The organism is Fusibacter bizertensis, from assembly GCF_029914245.1.
GTDB classification, from domain to species: Bacteria; Bacillota; Clostridia; order Peptostreptococcales; family Acidaminobacteraceae; genus Fusibacter_C; species Fusibacter_C bizertensis.
This window is the reverse complement of sequence record NZ_JARYZI010000003.1, coordinates 208,743-234,605: the sequence shown is the minus strand read 5'-3', so window position 1 is coordinate 234,605 and position 25,863 is coordinate 208,743. Positions and strand designations below refer to the sequence as shown.

Annotated in this window: 20 protein-coding genes; 12 read left to right on the top strand and 8 right to left on the bottom strand. The window is 35.2% G+C overall.

From position 1 onward, the window contains the following. Nucleotides 1–58: 58 nt before the first annotated feature. On the bottom strand, nt 59–577 hold the full coding sequence (locus QE109_RS06270; RefSeq protein ID WP_281093565.1) for an SEC-C metal-binding domain-containing protein: 519 nt from the start codon (nt 575–577) through the stop codon (nt 59–61). 140 nt (nt 578–717) lie between these two features. Here QE109_RS06270 and QE109_RS06265 point away from each other — a divergent pair, with 140 nt between their 5' ends. Further along, entirely contained in the window at nt 718–2,223 is a 1,506-nt protein-coding gene (locus tag QE109_RS06265; protein WP_281093564.1) for a carboxypeptidase M32, read from the top strand. Between the two features lie 13 nt (nt 2,224–2,236). Beyond that, a complete protein-coding gene (locus QE109_RS06260; protein ID WP_281093563.1) occupies nt 2,237–3,457 on the top strand; it encodes a 6-phosphofructokinase in 1,221 nt (406 codons plus the stop codon). Between the two features lie 67 nt (nt 3,458–3,524). On the opposite strand, the gene amrS is transcribed toward QE109_RS06260, so the two are convergent. Then, complete coding sequence (gene amrS, locus QE109_RS06255; protein ID WP_281093562.1) at nt 3,525–4,364, bottom strand: AmmeMemoRadiSam system radical SAM enzyme; 840 nt, start codon at nt 4,362–4,364, stop codon at nt 3,525–3,527. Between the two features lie 134 nt (nt 4,365–4,498). Here amrS and QE109_RS06250 point away from each other — a divergent pair, with 134 nt between their 5' ends. From QE109_RS06250 to QE109_RS06215, 8 genes are all read left to right on the top strand, one after another. Further along, nucleotides 4,499–5,986, top strand: coding sequence for a UDP-N-acetylmuramoyl-L-alanyl-D-glutamate--2,6-diaminopimelate ligase (locus tag QE109_RS06250; RefSeq protein ID WP_281093561.1), 1,488 nt, complete (start codon nt 4,499–4,501; stop codon nt 5,984–5,986). Nucleotides 5,987–5,998: 12 nt separating this feature from the next. Then, nucleotides 5,999–7,861: an asparagine synthase (glutamine-hydrolyzing) gene (gene asnB, locus QE109_RS06245; protein WP_281093560.1), complete on the top strand. Its 1,863-nt coding sequence runs from the start codon at nt 5,999–6,001 to the stop codon at nt 7,859–7,861. Further along, nucleotides 7,858–9,090 carry a carboxylate--amine ligase gene (locus tag QE109_RS06240; protein WP_281093559.1) on the top strand — a complete coding sequence of 411 codons (1,233 nt, stop codon included), beginning with the start codon at nt 7,858–7,860 and terminating at the stop codon, nt 9,088–9,090. The genes asnB and QE109_RS06240 overlap by 4 nt, the downstream gene beginning before the upstream one ends. A 54-nt stretch (nt 9,091–9,144) precedes the next feature. After that, the gene (locus tag QE109_RS06235) at nt 9,145–10,188 is read left to right on the top strand and encodes a lipid II:glycine glycyltransferase FemX (protein ID WP_281093558.1); all 1,044 of its coding nucleotides are present in this window, start codon (nt 9,145–9,147) and stop codon (nt 10,186–10,188) included. Nucleotides 10,189–10,215: 27 nt separating this feature from the next. Further along, nucleotides 10,216–11,403, top strand: a complete 1,188-nt coding sequence (locus QE109_RS06230) for a C39 family peptidase (protein WP_281093557.1) — start codon at nt 10,216–10,218, stop codon at nt 11,401–11,403. After that, nucleotides 11,396–12,103, top strand: a complete 708-nt coding sequence (cuyB, locus tag QE109_RS06225) for a cysteate racemase (RefSeq protein ID WP_281093556.1) — start codon at nt 11,396–11,398, stop codon at nt 12,101–12,103. The genes QE109_RS06230 and cuyB overlap by 8 nt, the downstream gene beginning before the upstream one ends. A gap of 78 nt (nt 12,104–12,181) precedes the next feature. Continuing rightward, nucleotides 12,182–13,141, top strand: a complete 960-nt coding sequence (locus tag QE109_RS06220) for a D-2-hydroxyacid dehydrogenase (protein WP_281093555.1) — start codon at nt 12,182–12,184, stop codon at nt 13,139–13,141. A 64-nt stretch (nt 13,142–13,205) separates the two neighbouring features. Then, nucleotides 13,206–14,567, top strand: coding sequence for an aldehyde dehydrogenase (locus QE109_RS06215; RefSeq protein ID WP_281093554.1), 1,362 nt, complete (start codon nt 13,206–13,208; stop codon nt 14,565–14,567). A gap of 68 nt (nt 14,568–14,635) precedes the next feature. Here QE109_RS06215 and QE109_RS06210 read toward each other — a convergent pair whose 3' ends face one another. The 3 genes from QE109_RS06210 to QE109_RS06200 all read right to left on the bottom strand — a co-directional run bounded on the left by QE109_RS06210 (nt 14,636) and on the right by QE109_RS06200 (nt 17,310). Beyond that, a complete protein-coding gene (locus tag QE109_RS06210) occupies nt 14,636–15,088 on the bottom strand; it encodes a MarR family winged helix-turn-helix transcriptional regulator (protein ID WP_281093553.1) in 453 nt (150 codons plus the stop codon). 63 nt (nt 15,089–15,151) lie between these two features. After that, entirely contained in the window at nt 15,152–15,844 is a 693-nt protein-coding gene (locus tag QE109_RS06205; RefSeq protein WP_281093552.1) for a response regulator transcription factor, read from the bottom strand. 26 nt (nt 15,845–15,870) lie between these two features. Further along, a complete protein-coding gene (locus tag QE109_RS06200; RefSeq protein ID WP_281093551.1) occupies nt 15,871–17,310 on the bottom strand; it encodes a sensor histidine kinase in 1,440 nt (479 codons plus the stop codon). A gap of 235 nt (nt 17,311–17,545) precedes the next feature. Here QE109_RS06200 and QE109_RS06195 point away from each other — a divergent pair, with 235 nt between their 5' ends. Then, entirely contained in the window at nt 17,546–20,248 is a 2,703-nt protein-coding gene (locus QE109_RS06195) for a phosphodiester glycosidase family protein (protein WP_281093550.1), read from the top strand. Nucleotides 20,249–20,331: 83 nt separating this feature from the next. Here the strand turns inward: QE109_RS06195 and QE109_RS06190 are convergent, their stop codons facing one another. The 3 genes from QE109_RS06190 to QE109_RS06180 are packed head-to-tail and all read right to left on the bottom strand — an operon-like array spanning nt 20,332 to nt 24,637. After that, nucleotides 20,332–22,737, bottom strand: coding sequence for a glycoside hydrolase family 2 protein (locus QE109_RS06190; protein ID WP_281093549.1), 2,406 nt, complete (start codon nt 22,735–22,737; stop codon nt 20,332–20,334). After that, a complete protein-coding gene (locus QE109_RS06185) occupies nt 22,734–24,080 on the bottom strand; it encodes a glycoside-pentoside-hexuronide (GPH):cation symporter (RefSeq protein WP_281093548.1) in 1,347 nt (448 codons plus the stop codon). The genes QE109_RS06190 and QE109_RS06185 overlap by 4 nt, the downstream gene beginning before the upstream one ends. A gap of 14 nt (nt 24,081–24,094) precedes the next feature. After that, complete coding sequence (locus QE109_RS06180) at nt 24,095–24,637, bottom strand: TetR/AcrR family transcriptional regulator (protein WP_281093547.1); 543 nt, start codon at nt 24,635–24,637, stop codon at nt 24,095–24,097. Between the two features lie 126 nt (nt 24,638–24,763). On the opposite strand from QE109_RS06180, the gene QE109_RS06175 reads away from it, so the two are divergent. Continuing rightward, nucleotides 24,764–25,861, top strand: a complete 1,098-nt coding sequence (locus QE109_RS06175) for a hypothetical protein (protein WP_281093545.1) — start codon at nt 24,764–24,766, stop codon at nt 25,859–25,861. The last annotated feature ends 2 nt before the right edge of the window (nt 25,862–25,863 follow it).

Sequence of the window (25,863 nt, the reverse complement as noted above, 5' to 3'; positions counted from 1 at the left end):
CAGTTAATCATATTGATGATTACTGGTCTTAACTTTTAATTACAAAATGGTTTAGTGATTATTCTTTATCAATACAACATTTTTTGTATTTTTTTCCACTACCGCAAGGGCATGGTTCATTTCTACCAATTTTGTTTTCAACTCTAACAGTTACCGAGTCAACATACTCTTTTTTGATTGCTTTCATCTGTTCTTTGGTTAAAATTTCTTTCCAAAGTGGGATGTTATAAAGCCAATCAGCTTTAGCCTTGTGCATGTTTAAGAAAAGTTTTTCAAAATCGATTGTATAGTTGAGTTCTGACTCTTCTGTCATTTCTTCTAGTGAAATTTCTTCTTTAAAACTTGTGTGAATACCATCGATGAATCCAACTGCTAATATTGGCTCAAGTTCATGTTTTTCACCAAATTCTTTTAAAGTACCAGTGATTTTGTCAATTCCGTCTTCGACTTTTTTTGCAAGAATTTCATCATAGATCACTTTTTCGTGCGCTAGATATGCGTTCCAAAATTCTTCGGATTGCTCTTGTGTCAACCCTTTACCTTCGAGAATTGCGTTCCATTGTTCAAATAAAGACATAATGTCCTCCTTATAAAATTCCAAAAATAAGTCTATCATACTCATTAAAAGGTTTCAACTCTAATATTTTTTTGTTATAATCTTAGAGTATTAGGGTAGAGGCATAACGGTAAACGTATTTTGAAAGGAGACTTCAACACATGCAGAGTTACGAAGCAGCACTTAATCGTTTCAAAGAAGCTGAACACAAAATTCATTCCTTAAGCTATTCAACCTCTATGCTCTTTTGGGACGCGTCAACAGGCGCACCTAAAAGCGGTGCAGATGCAAGAAGTCAAGCAATAGGTGTTTTAAGTGGTTTTCAATATCAGTTACTCGTAAACGAGCAAATGAATGAAGATTTAAACACTTTGATGGCAAACTTAGATGCACTTGAAGAAATCGATCGCGTTCTCGTCAAAGATATAAAAAAGGAATACGATAAATTGACGAAGATTCCGATGGATGATTTTCAAAAATACAATATGTTAATTTCAAAATCATCAATGGTTTGGGAAGATGCTAAAGCGAAGGCAGATTTTGCTCTTTTTAAACCTTATTTAACAGAGGTTATTGATTATCTGCTTAAATTTGCTGAATACCGTGGTTATGAAGGGCATCCTTATAACTTATATATTGGTGATTATGAAGATGGCATGTCGGTTGATCAACTCAACGTCTTTTTCGACGAGTTGCGTGCACGTATCGTGCCGCTGCTCAAAAAAATCGCGCTAAAGAACAAGCACATTGATACAGACTTTCTAAAAAAACACTATAGCAAGGAACTCCAAGATAAGGTATCACGAGAACTTCTTGGCTGGATGGGTTTTGACCTTGATAAAGGACAACTCAAAGAAAGTGTACATCCATTTACAATGGGTGTCGATATCGACGATGTAAGATTGACCACACATTATTACGAAGAGGATATGGCTTCAGCATTATTTAGCACAGCTCACGAAGGTGGCCATGCTATCTATGAGCAAAACTTTGACAGAAAACTTCAGGGAACAGCACTTGCTCAAGGGACATCTAATGGTTTTCATGAATCTCAATCGAGAATTTTCGAAAATAATTTTTGTAAAAGTGAAGCTTTCTTAAGTTACTTTTTACCCAAACTTAAAGAAGTTTTTCCCGAGCAGCTTGAAACTGTCACTTTTGATAAGTTTAACGAAGCAATTAATTTAGTAGAGCCGTCTTTGATTCGTATTGAAGCGGACGAATTAACGTATTCACTTCACATCATGTTGAGGTATGAAATCGAGCTTGGATTGATCGATGGCAGCATAAAAGTGGAAAATCTACCTGATGTGTGGAATCAAAAGGTGAAAGATTACCTTGGGATTACACCACCAGATGATTCAAAAGGCGTACTTCAAGATGTACATTGGTCAGAAGGTCTATTTGGTTATTTTCCAACCTATGCACTAGGGAGTGCATATGCTGCACAACTTGCACATTATATGTCTAAGGAAATTGACGTAGAAGGTTGTTTGAAAAATGGAAATTTCAAACCTTTGACAAAGTGGTTAAACCAAAAAGTACATCAGTATGGTGCATTAAAAAAACCAAACGAACTCATCGAGATGATTACAGGTGAGCGTTTGAATTCAAAGTATTATTGTGACTATTTAGAGTCTAAATATACCAAACTCTATGGTCTATAATTAGGAGGCAGTTATGAACGTTTTAAAAGGTAATTTATTGGTCGCTCAAGGTGGCGGACCAACTGCAGTAATCAACCAATCAATGGTAGGTGTTGTACTTGAAGCTAAAAAGTACCCACAAGTAGAAAGAATCTACGGCGCAGTACATGGCGTTGAAGGTATCGTAAATGAAGAATTCATGGACTTAACAAGAGAAACTGTTGCAAACCTTGAAGCAGTAGCAGCTACACCGTCTTCAGGACTATTATCTACACGCGTTAAGCCTACACCTGAGTTTTGTGCAAAAATGTTTGAATCAATGAAAGCACATAATATTCGTTTCTTCTTCTATATCGGTGGTAATGATTCATCTGATACAGTAAGAATCGTTAACGAAGAAGCAAAAAGACAAAATTATGAGTTCAGAGCTGTTCATATCCCAAAAACAGTAGATAACGATCTTGTGATCAACGATCATACACCTGGATTTGGTTCTGCAGCAAGATACGTTGCTTCAGCATTTGCTGGTATCAACTATGATAATAGAGCACTTGCTGGTGTTTATATCGGAGTCATCATGGGTAGACATGCTGGTTTCTTAACTGGTGCAGCTGCACTAGGTAAAGTTTACGAAGAAGATGGTCCACACCTCATCTATTTCCCAGAGCGTGCTTTCAATGTTGATAACTTTTTAGCAGATGTTAAAGCGACTTATGAAAAGTATGGTAGATGTATCATAGCTGTTTCTGAAGGTATTCAAGATGAAAATGGCGTTGCGATTATCACTAAACTTCAAAAGAACGTTGAAACTGATGCACATGGTAATGTTCAACTCTCTGGAACAGGAGCGCTTGGCGATTTATTAGTTGCTGAAGTAAAAGAAAAATTAGGAATTGGTAGAGTACGTGCGGATACTTTAGGATATATGCAACGTTCTTTCCTTGGTTGTGTTTCTGATGTGGATCAAAAAGAAGCAAGAGAAGTTGCTGAAAAAGCAGTTCAATATGCTCTGATTGATAATCTTGATGGTTCTGTTGTTATGGAGAGAACTGGTGATTATGCAGTTGACTTCAGATTAGTAGACCTTAAAGAAATTGCAGCAAAAACTAAGCACATGCCAGAAGAATTTATCAACGCTGCTGGTAACAATGTAACGGAAGCGTTTATAAAATATGCTAAACCACTTATCGGTAGTGGCTTTAACCCAGGTGCTAGATTGAGATCACCTATGGTTGAACCAATTTTAAAAAAATAATTAGATAAAGTTAAAAAGCTGGAACGCACTCAAGACGTTATTGTCAAGATGCTGTTCCAGCTTTTTCTTATATAAAAGCATTTCCAATATGGACATTTTTTAGATATTTTTGTGCAATTTCTCTTGCTATTGTAAGCGTTTCAAGTCTGGTTTTTGGAATAGTGAGTTGATGTGCTGGAAAATATCGACTGATGTGGAGTGGAAGATTTGAGTTCAGATCAGCGAGCCACTTGCAAGTTCTTTCAAAATCAGTCCAGTTTGTATTAAGTGAATCAATCAATAGCATAGTGACTTCAACATGTGTGCTTTTGCTACATAGAGAAATTGTTTCCTTAACGGGTTGTAGTGTTCCGCCGCATATATCTTGATAAAAAGAATTGATTGTTCCTTTTAAATCAATATTCATAGCATCTAGCCAAGGTAAGAGTTCTATCATAGGGGCTGAATTTATATAGCCATTAGTCACCATGACATTGATAAGGCCCTCGGTTTTTGCAAGTTTACATGTTTCAAGCATGTACTCATACCAGATGGTGGGTTCGTTGTAAGTGTAGGCGATGCCTATAGACCCGTTTTGTTTTGCAAGCGTGACAATTTCCTTTGGAGATGTAGTCCTGACATTCCCATCAAAGCTAACGAGGCTGTGATTTTGGCAAAAGGAGCATGTAAGGTTACATTTGGATGTCCCAATTGAAAATATCGTAGAGTCGGGATGAAAGTGTGCAAGGGGCTTTTTTTCGATAGGATCGTAAGCATAAGAAACGACTTTTCCATAGCTTAGCGTATATAGTATGCCCCCATGATTGACCCTAGCTTGGCATTTTCCCAACTTACCATTTTCTATAATACACAGATGCGGACAAAGTTCGCATTTTATACGCATATGACCTAAAGATTTCCAATACATTGCGGTCGGATTGGTTTGCATAATTATAACCCCTTTTAATAGTGTAAAATGTTATTTTAACTTGCATTTTCAAGGCTTCTATGACAAGATATATGTATTGATTGACTTTTGAATACAAAGGTATGGAGGTGCAAATGAGATTACTTTCTTGTGTGCAAGGACTTGAATATAAAATTATAAAAGGTGACATAGATAATGATGTAACGGGTGTAGCTTTTGATTCGAGAGAGGTAAAACCTGGTTATATTTTTGTAGCGGTTAAGGGGTTCAAAGTTGATGGCCATGACTATGTGAAAAAGGCAATAGAAAATGGTGCATCTACAGTTATTATTTCAAGGCCTATCGATATTGATTATATCACCCATCAAGCGATAATTGAAGTAGCTGACACGAGAGTTGCACTAGCATATATTGCATCAAGATACTATGGTGAACCCACTAAAAAGATGAATGTGATTGGAATTACAGGTACAAATGGTAAAACTTCTATAAGTTATTTTATAAAGAGTCTATTAGATACCCTGTCAGCAAAGACAGGCGTTATAGGAACAATGGGAACTTGGATCGGGAATCAAAAGATTGATACCCCCAATACAACACCAGAATCATTAACCCTTCAACAGATTGCCTCGCAGATGGTTGAAGCTGATGTAGAGTATTGTATCATGGAAGTTTCGTCTCATGCGCTTGATTTGCATAGAGTATCTTTTTGTCACTTTGATAGTGGTATTTTTACAAATTTAACGCCAGATCATCTTGAACTCCATAAAGATATGACGCAATATTATAGAGCAAAAGAAAAGTTGTTTTATATGACGGAGAAAACAAATATTATCAATATAGATGATCTTTATGGTAAAAAAATGTATGATACTTTGCAAGAAAAAAGTGATGTTCAGTGTCTTTCTTACGGCCTTAAGTCAAATGCTGATGTTTGGGCAAAGGATATCGAATATACTGCAGAGTACTCACTTTATACAGCAGTTACACCTCAAGGTGAAATTCCCATTAGAGTGAATATTCCAGGTGAAATCTATATTTACAATACGCTCGCTGTAGTAGCGTGGGCTATTTCAGAAGGGATTGAACAAAAGGTTATATCTAGTGGGATTGAAGCACTAAAAGGTGTAAAAGGTAGATTTGAAACCGTATATCAAGACAATGATTATAAAGTTGTAGTGGATTTTGCACATACTGAAGATGGACTCGAAAAAGCACTAGATACACTAAGACAATTTGTTAAAGGAAGATTACTACTCGTATTTGGCGTATATGCAGCTCCAGGATTGATTGGTCTTGATAAGAGAACTGCAATGGGTAAAGTCGCAGCGCAAAAATCAGATTTTGCTTTTATTACTTCAGATAACCCTAAAGAGCAAGATCCAGTACAGATTATAGAAGATGTAGTGACATCGTTTAAACAGTATAGTAAAAACTATGTAACTGTAGTTGATCGCAAAGTTGCCATCGAAGAAGCACTTGAATCGATGAAACCTGGTGATGTATTGTTGATTGCTGGAAAAGGACACGAAACTTCACAAGTTGTAGGAAAAGAAGATATCCCTTTCAATGAAGCAGAAATCGTAAAAAGTAAAATGAAAGTTATTCGTAAAGATAAATAGGAAGGTGAATATATGTGCGGTTTTGTAGGATATACACATGTTGATAAGATAGATGGCGTTGAAGTACTTAGAAAAATGACAGATGCAATATCTCATCGTGGGCCAGATAGTGATGGCGCTTATAGCGATGGTAACGTATCACTTGGTTTTAGAAGATTGAGTATTATTGATTTATCTGACGTAGCAAAACAACCAATGTTTAACGAAAATGAAGATATAGTACTTGTTTTTAATGGTGAAATCTATAATTATCAATCTCTTAGAGAGACACTTGTTGAAAAAGGGCATCAATTTCATAGCCATACAGATAGTGAAGTAATATTACATGGCTATGAAGAATATGGTGTAGAAATTCTCAACAAGCTCAGAGGGATGTTTGCATTTTCAATTTGGGATACTAAGAAAAAGAAGTTGTTTATAGCAAGAGATTACTTTGGGATAAAACCACTTTATTATACGCAAAATACTAAAGATGGTTCATTAATATTTGGTTCAGAGATTAAATCGTTTTTAGAGCATCCGAAGTTTATCAAAACATTAAATAAAAATGCCTTAAGACCCTATTTGACTTTTCAATACTCTTCTATGGAAGAAACTTTTTTTGAAGGTGTGTACAAGTTGAAACCAGCTCATTACTTAGTCTTTGAAGGTGATCAGCTCTCAGTAGAAAAGTATTGGCACAATGATTTTAAGGTTGTTGAAAATGACTTGAAATCAAATGTTGAACAGATTAAGCAGATTCTTAAAGAATCAGTAGAATACCATAAAATCAGCGATGTTAAGGTGGGTTCTTTTTTATCAGGCGGTGTAGACTCTAGCTATATTACAGCGCTACTTAAACCCAATAAAACGTTTTCAGTAGGTTTTCAGGAGTATGAAGCGATGTTCAACGAAACCAAATTGGCCGCAGAACTATCAGAGATGCTTGGTATCGAAAATCACAGTAAAATTATTACAGCAGATGAGTGTTTTGATGCATTGCCTAAGATCCAATACCATATGGATGAACCACAGTCGAATCCATCTTCTGTGCCGTTATATTTTTTAGCAGAGCTTGCAAGAGAGCATGTTACAGTAGTACTTTCAGGTGAAGGTGCAGATGAGATTTTTGGTGGCTATCCTTGGTATCAAAATTCACCAGCAATTGATACCTATGAAAAAGTGCCTTTTGGGGTAAGGAAGGCTGTTTCTGGAATCACTAGAAAATTACCACAAAATAAAGTGACCCGATTTTTAACAAATGGTGGCTTATCAGTTGAGGAAAAATTTATCGGAGAAGCAAAAGTCTTTGCAGTAGAAGATGCTATGGCAGTGTTAAAACCTGCTTATAGAGGTGGTCCTACTGTTAGAAGTATTACTCAGAATGTCTACGATGAAGTGAAAAATGAAGATGATCTAACAAAGATGCAATATTTAGATTTACATTTGTGGTTACCTGGGGACATCCTTTTAAAAGCAGATAAGATGAGTATGGCGCATTCGTTAGAATTAAGAGTGCCATTTTTGGACAAAGAAGTTATGGAATTTGCCTCGACGCTTCCAAGCAACCAACGTGTAAATAAAGAAAACACTAAGTTTGCACTTAGAGTTGCTGCCAATGAAGTGTTGCCTGAGGCGTGGGCAAAACGACCTAAACTTGGTTTTCCAGTTCCAATTAAATATTGGATGAAGGAAGAAAAGTATTATCAGATGATCAAAGAAGAATTCTTAAATCCTGACACGGCTGAGTTTTTTGATGTAGATTTGTTACTTCACTATTTAGAATCACATTACAAAGGCGAGAAAAACTATCAAAGATACATCTGGACTGTTTATGTATTTTTAATTTGGTATAAACAATTTTTCGGCAAAACTAATTTAGGAGTAAAATCATGATGAAAGATTTTCTACCCGTGATCTTAGGAACCGATAGCAATGCATATGGTATGGCTAAAGCTTTTCATATGGCATACGGCATAAAGAGTTTAGTTGTTGGCAAAGGAGAATTGTTTACTACTTTTGGTTCGCAGATCTTAGATCTAAAGATTGTTAAGGAACTTGGTGAGCCAGATAAGTTCGCGGAGGTACTAAACGAACTTGCTGCAGATCTAAAAAAACAATATAAAAACTTGATACTCGTTGCAAGTAGTGATGGGTATGTTGAGTTAATTGTGCATCATAAAAAGCAACTTGAAGGCAATTTTATCGTTCCGTTTATTGATGAAGATTTGATGTTAACTTTAAATTCAAAAGCTGGTTTTTACGAAACATGTGAGGCCCAAGGTCTAAATTACCCGAAAACGAAAGTGATTGGTAAATCTCAACTGCCTCAAATGAGTAAAATTATAAGTTCATTAGACTTAGGATTTCCAGTAGTGCTTAAACCCTCGGATAGCATGCGTTATTTTGAGGCAAAGTTTCAGGGCAAGCAAAAAGCATATATAATTGAAAATGAAGCAATTTTAGCGGATACGATTAAGAGCATTTATCAGTCGACGTATGATGCTGAGTTAATCTTACAAGAGTATATCTCTGGAGATGATTCCTCTATGCGCGTACTCAATTGCTTATCAGGTCCTGATGGAAAAGTAAGACTTATGTGTTTAGGTCAACCACTACTTGAAGATCCAACGCCAACTTTAATCGGAAATTACACTGCAATTATTGATGCCTTTGATACTGAGATTTTTGCAGAGTATAAATCATTTTTAGAAGGCATTGGTTATATTGGATTTTCTAATTTCGATATGAAATATGATCCTAAAACTGGAAAATATAAAGTGTTTGAAATCAATTTAAGGCAGGGAAGAAGTAGTTTCTTCGTAACAGGAAGTGGTTATAATCAAGCCGCGTACCTTGTGGATGCTTTTGTTTATCAGTCAAAGTATGAAACCGTTTATGCTGATAAACCTCATCTTTGGTTGGGGATTCCTAAACGTGTACTTAGAAAATATTTGGATCACGCCAGTCTTAAGCATGAAGTGAACAAAAGAATTGATAACAATCAAACAAGCAGTACACTATATTATGCAAAAGATAGAGACATAAAAAGAAATCTAAGAGTTTTTAGATATTATAGACGTTATATCAAAACTTTTGAAACCTATTTTGTAAAAAAAATATAATTTCAATTAGTAGATAACTATAGTTAAATGATAAAGCAATAAAGGAGGCAGTGAATGCCCATATTAGATTACACTGATTCAAAAGCTGTTGAAAAGTATAATCGCTTTGTAAGAGAATCAGACTATGCAACAGCAACTCAAGATATTAACTGGGCAACTATTAAAACAGGTTGGGACAGTGCACAAATATATATCGAAAAAGAAGGTGAGATTGTAGGTGCTTTCTCACTTGTTATCAAAAAAATGCTTGGATTTTCTCTTCTTTACGCGACGAGAGGTCCTGTTTGCGATCCCTATGATTTGGAAACCTTACAGTTACTTATCAATGAGACAAAAGCTTTTGCCAAACGGAAAAGAGCTTTTGTTTTACGTTTTGACCCAGAAGTGAAATATGATAAAGCACTAATCGAAAGTTATGAGGAACTTGGTTTAAAAGTACGCGGTCGAGGAGTCGATAAGAATGCCTTGGTTCAGCCGATTTATAACATGATTCTCAATCTTGAAAATGATACTGAGGAAACATTGTTGGCAAGATTTAGTCAAAAGACGAGATATAATATCAATTTGTCAAGGCGCAAAGGGGTCGAAGTATCCTATCATACTTCAGATGAAGCGCTTAAGATTTTTTATGAATTATATGAAATAATGTCAGTAAGAAATCGATTGGTGATTAGAAGCTATGCCTATTTTCAAAATATGATGAGGGCTTTTGAAGGCAACATAAGAATTTATCTAACAAAGCATGAAGACGATTATCTATCAGGTGCTATTGGCATCATGTATGGTGATAAACTTTGGTATATATATGGTGCGAGTTCCAATGTGAAAAGAAATTTGATGCCCAATTATCTCATGCAGTGGGAGATGATTCGCTGGGCTCTTGAGAACAATATCACTAAGTATGACTTTGGTGGTGTTTTTGAACTTGATAATGAGGATGGGCTCTATAAGTTTAAAGAAGGGTTCTGTAGAGAAGAAGGTGTAACAGAGTTAATTGGTGAAGTAGATAAGATTTATAACCCAATTATTTATAATTTGTTTACAGAGGTTTATCCGAAATTACAAAAAATTAAGATCAAATTACTTCGAAAAGGCTAGTTTGAGTATTGACAAGGAGATTGAAAAATGAGAAGAAGAAAAAGTAGGCTGCCAATAAAACCTATTTTGTTAATAGCAGTTTTGATAGTTGTAGGAATGATGATCTTTAACAGTGGTCTACTTGTGGATATTGGACTACTAAAGGGAAATATACCTGATGATATTGGAATTGATCCAAATGATCCGCGTGTAATTGCAAAAGTTGATGAAAGTATAGACCGAAATGCGGTGAGAGATGTTGTCAATAAATTAGTTGACCTAATTACAGGTCGTGTGGAGCAAGGAAGGGTAACTGTAGTTGCTGAAGATACCAGTAGAGATTTTAAACTAGCTGGGTTTAAATTTGAACTTCAAGATGCAATAACAAAAGAAGTATTAGAGACGCTTGTGACCGGTGAAGATGGAACTGCAACGTCTCAGCTTATTGATTTTAAGCAAGCCTATAAAGTTGTACAAATAGAGGCGAGTGCACCATATGTAGAGAATAACAGTGAGATTATCATCGAGATGTCATCACCAATTATGGAGCTACATTATGATCAAGTTGTTGAACCTTTTGTATTAAATTATTCATTAAATCAAGAGGGTATTGTAAAAATTGATGAATTAAAATTAGATGTTCCAGTTTTACTTCAAAAACCAGAACTTCCAAATGGATGCGAGATAACAGCGTTGACTTCACTTTTAAACTTCGCAGGTTATGCCATAGATAAAGTGACTTTATCTGACAATTATTTACCAATGGAGCCATTTTATAAAAAAGACAATAAATTATATGGTGCAGATCCTAACGTTGCGTTTTCAGGAGATCCTAAAGATCCGGGTGGTTGGTTTGTTTATGCAGCACCAACTGTGAAAGCAGGTGAAGATTACATTAGGTCAGTAGCGGGGAATCACGAAGTTTTGGATTTAACTGGAAGTACCAAGGAAATGATTATGTCATATGTTGAACAAGGAAAACCAATTGGAATATGGGCAACACGTGATTTGAGTTTGGCAAATTTTGGTTATGGCTGGTATTTAGAAAGTACAGATACATTTTTTAATGCAGCAACTAATTTACATTGTATGGTAATCTATGGCTACGTTGGAGATAAGCTTTATGTGATGGACCCACTTGAAGGAAGCATGATATATGATGCAGATACACTTTTTAAAAGTTATGAAAGTTTGGGAAGTAGAGCGATGTTTGTTAAGGAGCTAAGAAATGAGTAAATATGATCTTGGTGTTATTGGAGGCATGGGCCCAATGGCCACGTCGATGTTTTATGAACGTATTATCGAAAGAACACAGGCAAATTGTGATCAAGAGCATCTAAATTTGATTATTTTCAATCATGCCACCATGCCAGATCGAACTAAAGCAATTTTATCTGGCGAACACCAGTTATTTTTAGAACAAATTGCATCTGATTTACATGCAATGGAGTCCTTAGGTGTTAAACATATTGCAATTCCATGTAACACATCCCATTATTTCATGAAGCAGATGAAAGCGATGACGCATCTCAATATTATAGATATGGTGGAAGAGACCGTATGTGCTATAAAGGAGAAATTTGGAACCGGGGCCAGAGTTGGCATATTAGCAACACATGGTACTATCTTTACAGGCACATATGAAAAAGCATGTATTGCAAACAATCTCATTTATGTTAAACCTAATCCTAAGATGCAAGACCAAGTGATGAAAGTGATCTATGATATAAAAGCTGGTAGTTTTGCAAATGTACATGACTTTGAATCTATAGTGATGTCAATGGTGGAAGATGGCAATTGTGACGCAGTTATTTTAGCCTGTACCGAGTTATCTATAATTCAGTTAGGTGAAATTGCTTCTACTTACTGTGTGGATGCAATGGATGTACTTGTAGAAAAGTCAATAGAGTATTCTGGAAAACAATACAAACGATAAGTTGTGACAATTTGAATGAGACATTATACAAACCCTGGCAGCTTGTCAGGGTTTGCTGTATATAAGAAAGGAGCTATTATGAAAATTGTAGTACTTGATGGTTTTGCACTTAACCCGGGTGATTTATCTTGGGATGCCCTCATGCCACTTGGAGATGTGACGGTTTATGAACGTACCCATAAGGATGAAGTTCTTGAACATGCAAAGGATGCTGACATACTTTTTACGAATAAAACACTATTGAGGGAATCTCAAATAGAAGCACTCCCAAATCTAAAGTATATTGGTGTGCTTGCAACAGGATATAATATTGTTGATGTAGACTATGCAAAAACGAAAGGAATTGTTGTAACGAATATTCCGACATATGGTACTAAATCAGTCGCTCAGTTTGTCTTTGCACATCTTCTTGAGATTTGTCATCATGTAGCAGAACATTCAGAATCCGTAAGACGAGGAAAGTGGAACAGAAATGAAGATTTTTGTTATTGGAACCATCCCCTTATTGAACTAGATGGCAAAGTAATGGGGATTATTGGTACAGGTAGAATAGGACTTGAAACAGCTAAAATTGCCAGCGCTTTTGGAATGAAAGTTATCGCTTATACACCTCGTCCTAAAACTGAACTAGAGGGTGACTTATTTAAATATGTCTCACTTGATGTTTTATTGAGTCAATCAGATGTGATCAGTTTACATTGCCCCCTAAATGATGAAACAAGGGGTATGTTAGATGAAAATGCGTTTAAGAAAATGAAAGAGGGAGTTATCATCATCAATACTTCTAGAGGACCATTAATTGATGAAAATGCTTTACTAAATGCGCTTAATAGTGGCAAAGTATATGCTGCAGGGTTAGATGTACTGGCTAAAGAGCCGCCAAAGGATCATAATCCTCTTTTTGAACTCAATAATTGCAACATCACACCTCACATTGCTTGGGCACCACGAGCTGCTAGAGAGCGTCTCTTAAACTCAGCAATTGAAAATTTGAAGTCTTTCTTAGATGGAATTCCTTTAAATCAGGTTAACTTGTAGAAATTAGGGCATATATTGATTAGAATCTCTAGTCTAACTGGACTTAATCATAAGGAGGCAAATTGTGCAAAAATTACTAAAGAAACAAAAGGAATTATTTAGAAGTGGTAGGACAAGACCCATTCCTTTTAGGATTGAACAATTAAATAAACTAAAACAAGCAGTTATCCAATATGATGAAGCATTAGTCGTTGCTTTAAAAAAAGATCTCAACAAGCCTGAATTTGAAGCCTATACAACAGAAATTGGATATGTATTACAAAGCATAGATCATACTGTAAAACATTTAGAAAAATGGTCAAAAGAGAAACATGTTAAGGTTCCTTTTTTTGTGTTGCCAAGCACGAGTAGTATCCGTTATGAGCCTTATGGAACTGTGCTTGTAATTGCGCCATTTAACTATCCATTTCAATTGCTAATTGAACCACTAATAGGTGCAATAGCAGCAGGCAATACCGCTGTTTTAAAACCTTCAGAATATACACAAAATGTAGAAGCTGTAATTCTTAAAATGTTTAGTGAATTTTTCGATGAGGATTATATTGCAGTTGTAACTGGAGGTCGCGAAGTAACAACTGAATTAATTCACTCTAAATTCGATTATATCTTTTTCACCGGCAGTCAAAACGTAGGAAAAGTAGTGATGAAAGCAGCAGCTGAGAATTTAGTGCCAGTTACACTTGAATTAGGGGGAAAAAGCCCCGTAATCGTGCATGAAGATGCCAATATACAAGTTGCTGTTAAACGAATCGTATGGGGAAAATATATCAATGCAGGACAAGTATGCGTCGCTCCTGACTATATCTATGTTCACAAATCAATTGAAGCTGAATTTATCTCGGAGGTTTTAAAAACAATTATTGAATATTATGGTCCATTACCACAGAATAGTCCTGATTACTGCCGAATCATTTCACAAAAACAGCTAAGCAGATTGATCGATATCATTGATCAGAACAAAGTAATTCATGGTGGACAGTATGATCTTGAACAATTATATCTGGCACCAACTGTTATGACTGGTGTGACTTGGGATGATGCTATCATGCAAGATGAAATTTTTGGACCTGTTATGCCGATTATGACTTATGATTCAATCGAAGAAGTCGTGGACATTATTACCTCTAAAGATAAACCTTTAGCCTTCTATGTATTTTCAGAGTCTGAAATAGTACAAAATTATTTGATAGACCAAATTCCATTTGGAGGTGGTTGTATCAACGACACGATTCTTCATGTAGCATCACCTCATTTACCTTTTGGTGGAATTGGTACATCGGGAATGGGGAGCTATCATGGTGAAGATAGTTTTAGAACTTTTTCACATCAAAAATCAATACTAAAACACAACACTAAAATTAACCATGGGTTGATGTTTCCGCCATATGGGAAGAAAATCAATCTAATCAGAAAGATATTCAAGTAGAATTCTAGTTACGCAAAAACGAGCAGTTTAAATGTGAATTTCACACTTTAAAACTGCTCGTTTATAGTTTAGACTTTCTTTTCTTTCGGCGCTGTGATGCCTTCATCAAGTATTTTATTAAGAACTTTATAAAGCACATGTGCATCTTCTGGATCTACATGAAGACATTGTATCAATTGTTCAGGAACTTTAATGGCTTCATCTCGAAGTGCCCAGCCTTTATCTGTTAAAGTAATAAAGACATTGCGTTCATTATCTTTACTCCTGGTTCTATTGATTAGACCATGTGATTCTAGTTTTTTCAAAAGTGGCGTTAGTGTACCAGAATCAAGATAAAGGCGTTCGCCTAATGATTTTACATTGATGCCATCACTTTCCCAAAGTGCCATCATTGTGATATATTGCGTATAAGTTAATCCGAGTGGATCGAGGAAAGGTTTATATAAACGAGTGACTTCTTTTGAGACTGCATATAGTGGAAAACATAATTGGTTTTTTAATTTAAGCGCATCATAATTCATAGTATACTCCTTCTGTAAGAGACCTTACATAAAAATTGTACACAATTTAATTGCGACTGTCAATCATATGATTTTATAACCAACACCCCAAACGGTTTCAATTAATGGCGTATTAGGTGATAAAGCTTCAATTTTTTCACGAATTCGTTTTACATGGACTGTGACTGTAAAAGCATCTCCTAAAGAATCGAATTTCCAAACGCGTTCATATATTTCCTCCTTAGCAAAAACTCGGCCTCGATGTCTAGAAAGTAGGAGTATAATATCAAATTCTTTTGGCGTAAGCTCTAATGTTTCACCTGCAACTGAAAATGTTTTGGTCATTTCGTTGATCATAAAATCACGAATGATAATATTACTATCTTCAAAATTTGAAGAAGCTGCATTTTTCATTTTGCTATAGCGACGGAGTTGTGCTTTTACTCTAGCGATGAGTTCATTGGTACTGAATGGCTTAGTCATATAGTCATCTGCTCCAACACCTAATCCTAGTACGATATCCATATCTTGATTTTTAGCGGAGACGATGATGATCGGGATGTCTTTTAAAGATTGAATCTTCTTGCAAATATCAATCCCATTTCCATTTGGAAGCATTAAATCGAGAATTATGAGTGAAACACCATCAAGTAACGGTATGATACGTGTGATATCTCCAGTATTTTCTATGACAACTTCATAGCCGTTGATTTCTAAATAATCGCGCTGCAACCTAGCGATACTTTTATCATCTTCTATAACTAGTATTTTTTCCATGAGAACCTCTTTCCAAAATTGTTTTGTTAATGTATGTTTTCATCATATGCCTTTAATCTAAGTGATATCGTTAGACCGTTTGAATCATTACCAGAGGCACTTATTTTTCCGCCGTGCGAAGCGATGATTTCTCTACATATGCTCAGGCCAATACCACTTCCTTTTATATCTAAGTTTCTAGATAAATCTGATCTAAAAAAACGATCAAAGATTTTGGTTAAATCCTCATCGGTTACACCAATCCCATTGTCAGAAATGTTGATAAAAACACCATCATCGTCTTGATTTGCTAAAATGATGACTTCAAGCGGCTTATTGCTTCTATACTTAATCGAGTTTTCAATAACGTTGATAAAAACGCGCATGAGTTTTTCAGGATCAACATGTATCTGAGTATCCTTAATAATGAAATGTAACGACAGTTTGCCACCAATTTTTGCAACATCACGTTCTAGTTCATCTACACAATCCGTTAAGAAGTCTTTTAAGTTGACGACTTGTTTATTAAGTTTGATGCTATTGGTATCAAAACGTGTAATATCAAATAAGTCGTTGAGTAAACTTTCAATCATATATGTCTTAGAATCTATGGTTTCGAGGTATTCTCTTTGAGTTTCTTCTGTCCGAGCCACACCATCCTTCAATCCTTGTACATAACCTCTGATGGAGGTTATGGGTGTCCTCAAATCATGAGAGATATTAGCGATCAATTCTTTTTTTTCAAGTTCTAAGATGTGTTGCTTTTCCATAGAGTTCGCAAGTGATTGACGCATACTTTCTATACTTTTAGCCAAATCATGAAAATCGTCTTCATCTTCATATGATAATTTCGAGTTAAGATTACCGCGTCTTATCTCGTTTGTTGTGTAAGTGAGTCGTCTGATTGCTCTTTTGATTGGGTTTGATATCCAAGCGAGTAAAATGGTTAACAATAATAGATTAAAAGCGCCATATAGGAAAAAAAACACTTTTTCAAACCCTTTATATGCAACTTCAAGTCTTGAGCTATCTATTTTCAACATCACATCAATTGTGCCTGTTCCTGGTATTTCATAGTGATGATGATTTAATGCATACTGAATCTTTGGTTGATCAGTGGTCATACTTCTAAAGAGTAATCTCTCAAGAAAACTTAGGTTTTCGATCTCATCATTGTATGTTGTAAATTGTACTATACTGTTGTCTTTAACTTCAACGCTTAGAAAGGTTGAACTGAAGTGATCTAATGCATCCTTTTGAAAGTTTTCAGTTAGAAAGTACTCGGGCGAATTATTGTATGGATCAACATAATTTTCAAAATCAGCTGATATATTAGAAAAATTGTCGAAAATGTCATAGTAAGTATCAAAAAAATGAACGAAGTTAAAGTTTTCACTTAAAAAATTATTTGTGATAAATAAAGTGAAAATTGCAGGTAATAAAACCAATAGAATTAAAGAAATGATAAATTTTGTTCTAATTTTCATTCTAAACCTCATAATATTTGTTCATCAAAAAAATTCGTTTTAATTTGATGTTAGTACTATTATAACGTATATCCTGTTAAAATGTGAAATAACGTTTTTATAAAGAAATATGAATGGATTGTATTAGATTTGTCATGTTATTTTAATTCAATTATCATTGTGATGCAATCTGGTTGGTGTATAATGATGTGGAATATGGCACATTATGTATTGATTAGACAGATAGGAGCGCATCATGAAGAGAAATTTCAAAAGGAAAGTTAGTATAGCACTATTGGCCATGTCTATGGTGCTAACAACAGTACCAAGTGCTGCATACAATAAAATAACAGAGATAAAATCTGCCCCAGAAGCATATGCAGACGGCGTGACACATGAAAATATAAGGGTTTTTACAGATGAAGGTTGGATCAACATGAATGTCCTTAGGATTGACTTGGATAAAAATGTTGAAATGAATGTTTTAACAGATACAGTGCTATCTAGTCGTGATACGTTGACTAACTTAGTTAAGAAGAATAACTCGGACAAGACTGTTGTCGCTGCAATCAATAGTGACTTTTTTGATACTAACAACAGCACAACTATGGGTAACTTGGTTAAAGACAATCAACTATTAAGTACTAGCGTTGGATATGCTGATTTTGCTTCATTCAGTATCAGCTCTTCGGGAGTCCCTTATGTTGCTTATGTTAATACACCAACCAACACAGTGAGTAATGGTACTTATACTAAAAAACTTAGCTATATTAATAAACCTTATTTGGCTTATAATAGAACAATTATGTTTGACAAGTATTTTTCTCCAGTCTCATACGGAAAATATTTGGGCGTCGATATTCTTGAAATATTAGTCGTTAATGATGTGATTAAAGAAATTAGAAGAGCAGGCGAAAATTTCAAAATGCCTGAAAATGGTTATGTTTTAGCATCAGTGGGAACTGACATAGCTGAAATGAGCAAAAATTTTAAAGTTGGCGATGTGCTATCTTTGAAAAAAGATGTAAACTTTAGATTCGTTGACCTTAGTATCGGAGGAGGTGCACAGCTTGTTAAAGATGGTAAAGTTGTAAGCGCTTTTTCTCAGAATATTACGGGTTTGCACCCAAGGACGGGGTTAGGGATTACTAAAGATAGAAATCATCTTATCTTAGTGACAATTGATGGAAGAACAAATTCTTATCGCGGTGTATCACAGACTGAATTTGCCAACATACTAATCGGTCTTGGCGCATATGAAGCGATTAATCTCGACGGTGGCGGTTCAACTCAAATGGTTACTACTTCACCTTGGACGACGCAGATTAAAACGATGAATTATCCTTCAGACAAAGTAGAGAGAAAGATGTATACAGGTCTTGCAATAGAAAAAGTTTTAGTTGATAGCCCAACGTTAAGGGCTACAAAGATTAATTTATCTAATTCAAAAATGCTCATAGGTTCAAAAGTTTCTGTAGCACTAAATGGAAGTGACACGAACTATAATCCTGTAACACCAAAAGTTTCTGATGTCGTGTGGTCAGTAAGTGGCGTTACTGGTACTTTTGAAAATGGTTATTTTATACCATCAAGTGCTGGTAAGGGCATAATTACGGCTATTTATAATGGCATGTCAACAACTCAAAGTATAACGGTTAATAACAATGGTGTAAAATTAGTTGTGTCTCCTAGTATTTTGAAAATTGATGCAGGTCAAGAGAAAACGATGACTTTCTCTGTGATCACAGAAGAAGGTAACACAATAGCGTTATCACCGCAAGCTGTGAAATCGACAGTTCCAACATCAATTGGCACATATGACGCTTTGAAAGGTACTGTAAAGGCGGGAATTGAAGTCACTCAAGGGTATATGACTTTTGAATTTGACGGATTGGTAACTTATGTTCCAGTAGGTGTGGGCATTGATAAACAGTTATATTACGATTTTGAAACACCAACAGCAACGTTTTCAGGTTATCCTGCTTCAGTAGTAGGAGCCTATAGCGAAACCGTCAATAATGCCAAGTTTAATAAATCGGCTTTTATGTCATATGATTTTAGTAAATCTACTGATACTCGGGCTGCTTATATGATTTTTAACAAACCGGCTATTCTACCAGTGGATACACAAGGTATAGGGGTTTGGGTCAACGGAGATGGTGGCAATAGTCACTGGCTACGTGCTAAAGTGATTGATAGTGAAGGTGTTGCAACTAATATCACATTAGCAAGTAGTGTTAATTGGCAAGGTTGGAAATATGTGTCGGCAGATTTGCCTTCTGGTTTAAAAGCACCGTTTACACTTGAAAGAATATACTTGGTTGAGACAGAAGCAACTAAGCAAGATAGTGGTTATATCATGTTTGATAATGTGGAAGCAATAACAAGTGACGCTTTGACAGTAAGTACACCACAAGAAATCAATCGCGTCAAACAAGCGCTTGACTATAAGTTACCTGCAGATTTAGCCAATTCACCTGCCCAGTTAACAAGTTATATTTATAAAGCAGATAACTCTAAAACAATCGATGCAATAATGAAAGCTAGTAAATTGACATGGAGTACCAATAGTGGGGCGTTCTCAATTGCTGAAAAATCAGATGCTTTTGTTATAAAAGTTAACAATAAAAATGGTTATATTCGTAAAAATGACTATTCACAATGGATCAAAATATTAGATTTTGTCAAAAAATACGAAGGCAAGAAACCTGTTGTGTTCATGATGAATGATGTGTATATATTCAACGATTCACTTGAGTTAGACTTATTTATGACACAACTTCAAACCATAAGTGATAAAGGGAAAGATGTTGCGGTAATTTTTCCAACTGCAAATGCTACTTTTAATGTTGGGAAAACAAATGGTGCATATTTTATTAAAGTACCAAAATCATCTGAAAAAGCTTTGTATTTAAATCTAGGCATAAAAGATGGAAAAATTTATTTTGAAGCGAAGTAAAAATAATTAAAAGAGCGATGAAAGACAGTTTGTGAATATTTCACTTTACTGTCTTTCATCGCTTTTTCTTATGATAAATTCATTTAGTTTACGATTAGATCTAAGTTTGCTTTTAAGCCATTGTCAAGAGCTACTTCTATTTGCGCAACCCCGCTTGAACCGGTTGTTTTAACCCAGAAGGCTCTACTTCCAGCAATTAAAGGAAAGGTAGAGGGTCCAATAAGCTCGAGTGGGCCCTTAATATTACAGGTTGCAATATGATTGGCATAAGAAAGTGTAGAACCGTGCTGATCAACAAAAGCAAGTGAGATTCGTGTGACATCATATGTTTCGTCTTCATAGAGCTCTGTTTTGTCAGCAGTGATCTTAAGCTCGAACACATCAGAGGATGATTTTATGACCTTAGTAACAACTTCTTCATCAATGATACCGTCAAAACGGTAAGTTTTTGATTTTTCTCCCCATCCAGCAATATATTTACCATACAAATCTGCTGCATCAGCAAATGACATTTTATATTTAACAAATAACATCCCCATTTGTAGTTTGTCAATAATAGGAAGCTGCCCGCCGTATTTTAAAAAATGAAGTAGTATTCTCTTGATGGTTTTAGCATCTTTTTCTGAGAATCTTTCATTTTCATACAGTAAGTTGCCAATAAGATCATCTACTATTATAGGCGGATGTGGCAATGCGCTAAATTCATCTTTATCTGGATAAAATGTATTGATGTAAATATCATTTCTATACACCTTTACACTGTCACAGTTTGTTAAAACTACAATTTTGCCTAATTCGGATGCATCATAATCGCCAATTGAGAAATTTGATGCAACTGTTAAATAAGGCATCTTGCTTTGCTGTGACGCATAGACCCCAGCAGCATATTTGGGGTTCCTAAACATATCTAAGACGCCGTGATAGCAGATTTTATCACCGCTACCAAAGTCTTTATGAGTATTGTAATCGAACATACACCATCCGATAGCACCACTTATACCAGTCGTGCTATATGCTGCATTTAGAACACGTGCATGTCTTAACGCATGTTCAATTTTTTTTGCTTCAGAATCAAAAGATTTTGTGGGGAACATATGACCGTTGTGCTCAGTAACAAGGTATGGCATTTTGCGCTTTGCAATTTTTTGTGGTTGATCTAGTGCTTGATTGTTACCTCGGTGCAAAAAGTCGTTATAGGTGTAAACATCTTCAAGAATCTCACTCCCAGCAAAGTTACGGACGCCACCAGTTGCACGTGTAGCATCAAGTTTTTTCGCTAGTGAACTGGTACTTGAGTAAAATTGATGATTATCTTTAGACTCATTTATGCGAGTCCCCCATAAAATGACGCTAGGATGGTTCCAATCTCTACGGATCATTTCTTCGAGACTATCTACAGCAAGTTTTTGCCAAGCAGTGTCTCCGATATGCTGCCATCCTGGTAGTTCTTCTACGACTAAAAGTCCTATTTCATCGCAACGATTCAGAAAATGTCTAGAGGGTGGATAATGAGATGATCTTACGACATTTACCCCAAGCTCAAATTTCAACATATCTGCATCGGCATACTGTGCGCCTTGCGGCATGGCATAACCAACATATGGATAGGACTGATGGCGATTAAGCCCTCTCAGTTTTATTTTATTACCATTGAGATAGAAACCATCGTTTTCAAATACAGCGGTTCTAAATCCGACTTTTGTAGTGAATGAATAGGTAGGTACTTGTTTTGAAGATAAAGTTATTTTTAGCTCATAGAGCTTGGGTGTTTCTAAAGACCACTTTGTGATCTGCTTTTGTACGCCAAGATGTACTTGGTTATCAACGAGTTTTAGCTCTGAAACCGTATGTTTACTTAGGCACTGTTTCTGATCATATAGTTCAATTGTTACTTCATCCGTTGGCACTGTTGACTGTGTAACATCAAAATAAACATCCAAGTTAAAATTTTGTTCAAGTAATGGCGTTTCCACTTTGATATTTCTAAGTCTTTTTTTATGCTGAACCTGGAGCTGCACTTCTCGATAGATGCCACCATAAGTAAGGTAATCTACAACATATCCAAAAGGTGGAATATCATCACGTTCTCTAGAATCAACTTTTAGAAAAAGCCAATTATCTTGCCCTACAAGACCAGCAGCTTGTAAATGCAATAATCCTTTGGGTAGATTTATTTCAAAAGGAGTGTATCCACCGAAATGTTCTCCCAAAAAAGTCCCGTTAAGATAGATTTCTGTATATGCCATTACACCTTCAAAATAAACGGATATTTCTTCATCAGTATCAAATTCGAGGTGTGGTAATTTGATTTTATAGCTACTCACAAACTGATAGCTGTTTTCATCAAAATAATGGTAGGGCAGTTCTTTATTGGTGTGTGGAATACGAATTGATTCAAAAGAATTGATATCCTCAATATTGATTAAGTCATTTTCTTCAAAACTAGGTTTAAAAAGCCAATGATTGTTTAATGGAATTCTTTGTATCATACTTCCTCCAAATTATTTTTAAGTTTAATCTCAGAAACGATTCTTGCGTAGAATGCACTGTCGATTTTATACATTTTCATATAGACAAATAAGCTTGCCATCAAACCAAATATTGGCAAGAGGAACATCAAAAAACGCAATCCGTTTAAAGTAGAGAGGGTTTGAACTTGATCTCTTTGAAAATTAATCACATTTAATCCAATCCCGACAATAAATGCACTGAGTGCCGATGCGGATTTTACAACAAAAGTTTGTACTGAAAAAACAACACTTTCACTTCGAATCCCTAGCTTCCATTCACCATATTCCACAGTATCAGCTAGCATAGCAGTTGTTAAGATGTTCATAAGACCTAGTCCTACAAAGATAAAGAAACCACTTCCGAATAAAAATGGAATTGAGAAAAAGCCTAGTTGACCGGCTAAATAGAGTCCGAGGTACCCCATGGTTGATGCAATAACACTAAGACCAAAGATTTTTTTTCGTGTGAGAAAGCGGCTCAAAAGTGGGAAAGAAAGCATAGCTAGAATTTGTGCGATACCAGCAACACCAGCAAATACACTATATAAAACTTCATTTTTCACGTCATACTTAAAAAAGTATATGCCAAGTGTTGTGGTGATATACATTGAGATATTGAAGCAGACAACAGTAATCATAACCACAAGCAATTGGTCATTTTGTATCAATAAGTGAAATAGTCCTTTGATGGTTAATTTTTCTTGCTCTACACTGATGTGTTCTTTAACGTTATTAACCATTAAACCAATTAGTAACACAAATATTACAGATATACCAATAGCAACTAAACTATAGCCCTTTTGGTCGTTACCAGCACCAAGTAATTTAACAAGTGGTACAGTGCCAACAGTTATTAGAGTAAAGCCAATACCAGCACATACTCTTGCAACAACAGCTGTATTTTCCCTTTCTTTTTGATCTATGGATAAAGCGGGAATCATGGACCAGTAAGGAATATCCATAAGTGTATAAGTTATACCCCATAGGATATAAAGTGCACTTACATAAAGTTTCAACATTTGAGGCGATAAGTCAGGAACTGTAAATAGGAGTACAATAACACTTGCATTGAGTATTGTACCAATTAAGATCCAAGGTCTAAATTTTCCAAACTTAGATCTTGTATTTTCTACAATCATCCCCATGATAGGATCGTTGAAGGCGTCGAAAGCCCGAGCAAATAGAAACAAGGTTCCTAAAAATAAAGCGTCAATCCCCATGATATCGTTTAAAAAAAATAAAATGTACCCTGCAACAAAACCGTAAACCAAATCCTTTCCTAGCGCACCTGCGCCATAAAACACACGTTCTTTTGTTTTCATAAGTCCCCCATCATTTATTTATTTAATAAACCATTAAAAACCACTTCTATACATGCTCTCATCTGCTCTTGTGGATACGGATCATCAGTGAGTAGCAACTGCTTGTAAATCCCCAAAAAAATAGTTTTAAATAAAGATTTTTCAATAGGTTTTACGTAACCTTTAGAGATACAAATCTCTAATAAATCTATAGTTTGTTCCCAATTGTTTTCAAGATGGCTTTCTATTTTAAGATACTGTTCTGGATAGACCATCTTGATATCAGCAAAATGATGATAATTGAAAACTTCAAAATCAGGATAGACTTCAAGAATCGCAAGTAATTTCTCTACATCATTTAAATCTGATCGATAAAAGACTTCATTTTCTTTTACTTTTATTGAGTTGAAAACACTTTCAATAATCGCGCTAAAAATAGCTTCCTTGCCACTGTAGTGCTTATAAAGTGTCTTTTTGCTAATTTTCAAGTCTTTGGCGATGTCATCGAGTTTAAATGAAATTCCTTCAAGGTTGAAACGCCGTATTGCATAATGCATAATTTGTTCTTTTTGATCCATTGGTAGTCCTACCTTTCAATTGTTTGGAAACTCAAAACTGTTTTTCAGTTTCCATCGTATCAGAAAATTCTATCAAATTCAATTGTAAAGTAAGGATTTGATTAAAAAACTGTAAGAAAATATTAAGTGAATACTAAACTAAACCATGTGGAAGCAAAGTCAGTTATTGCATATAGTAGAGATAGAAAGATAAAGCGAGGTGATCAAGTGCTAAGTTTAAAACCTAAACAGATGACAGATGATGAAATTGTCCAGAAACTGAAACAGGTACTAAATGAATGCGATGCAATAGAATTAAAAACTAAAAAATTCGTCGGTTTACTAAATGATTTCATACCGTATAATAACGGACTTAAAATTAGATTAGAGTTACTTGGAAAAGGCGGCTATATTGAGAGGCTTCAAAAATTAAGTATAGAAGCCAATAATCAAGCTAAGATCGAAAAACTTGCTCTAGGCTTTACTAAAGAGTATGGCTTTATATATGACGAAACACTCGAAACTTTTGAGTTATTGATTAGAGCGATGGCATTCAAAGCGACAAAATTAAATAATTCTGGATTAAAGATCGTAAGTTCAGTACAAAATGCACAAGGAAATTTTTCTAAAAAGCACCTTGCAAATGAAATGCCAAGATCAGTAGTTACTAGTGATTTAACTCTGGAAAAGTCACAAAGTCATAATATAAATAATAAAACTCCACAACCAACAAAACAGCTTAGAAAAAGAAAGTTTGTAAGAAATAAAATGAATTTAGGATTGTATTTAATGCTGCTTTTAGCAATACCTGTAGGGTATTATATCGTGCAGTCTAAATTTGGTAACGTAAAAGAAATCATGGCAATTTTGAATCAATATTTTACTTGGCCAATTTACAACAATTCTAATACGATTACAATATTTTCTATTATAGCGGTAGTGAGCATAGTTCCATTTATTGCTAAGCGATTTTTTAAATTAAATATTCTTGGTTTTTATCCTTTGATTATGTTGCTGATTCAAGTCGTTTTAATCACTGTACAACCAAGAGTCCCCGAGCTCTATTTGTATCTTCAATTGATTCTTGGTGTAATCGTGTTTATATCTTATGCAATTTTAGGTTTCTATAGTATGAGGCTACCTAAAGGTGCGAGGGAATATACAGCAAGTAGAGCAATCATTCCATATTACTTAGTGACGGGAATATGGTTTGTCAGTCAATATATCGTATTAACGAAGGTGTAAAG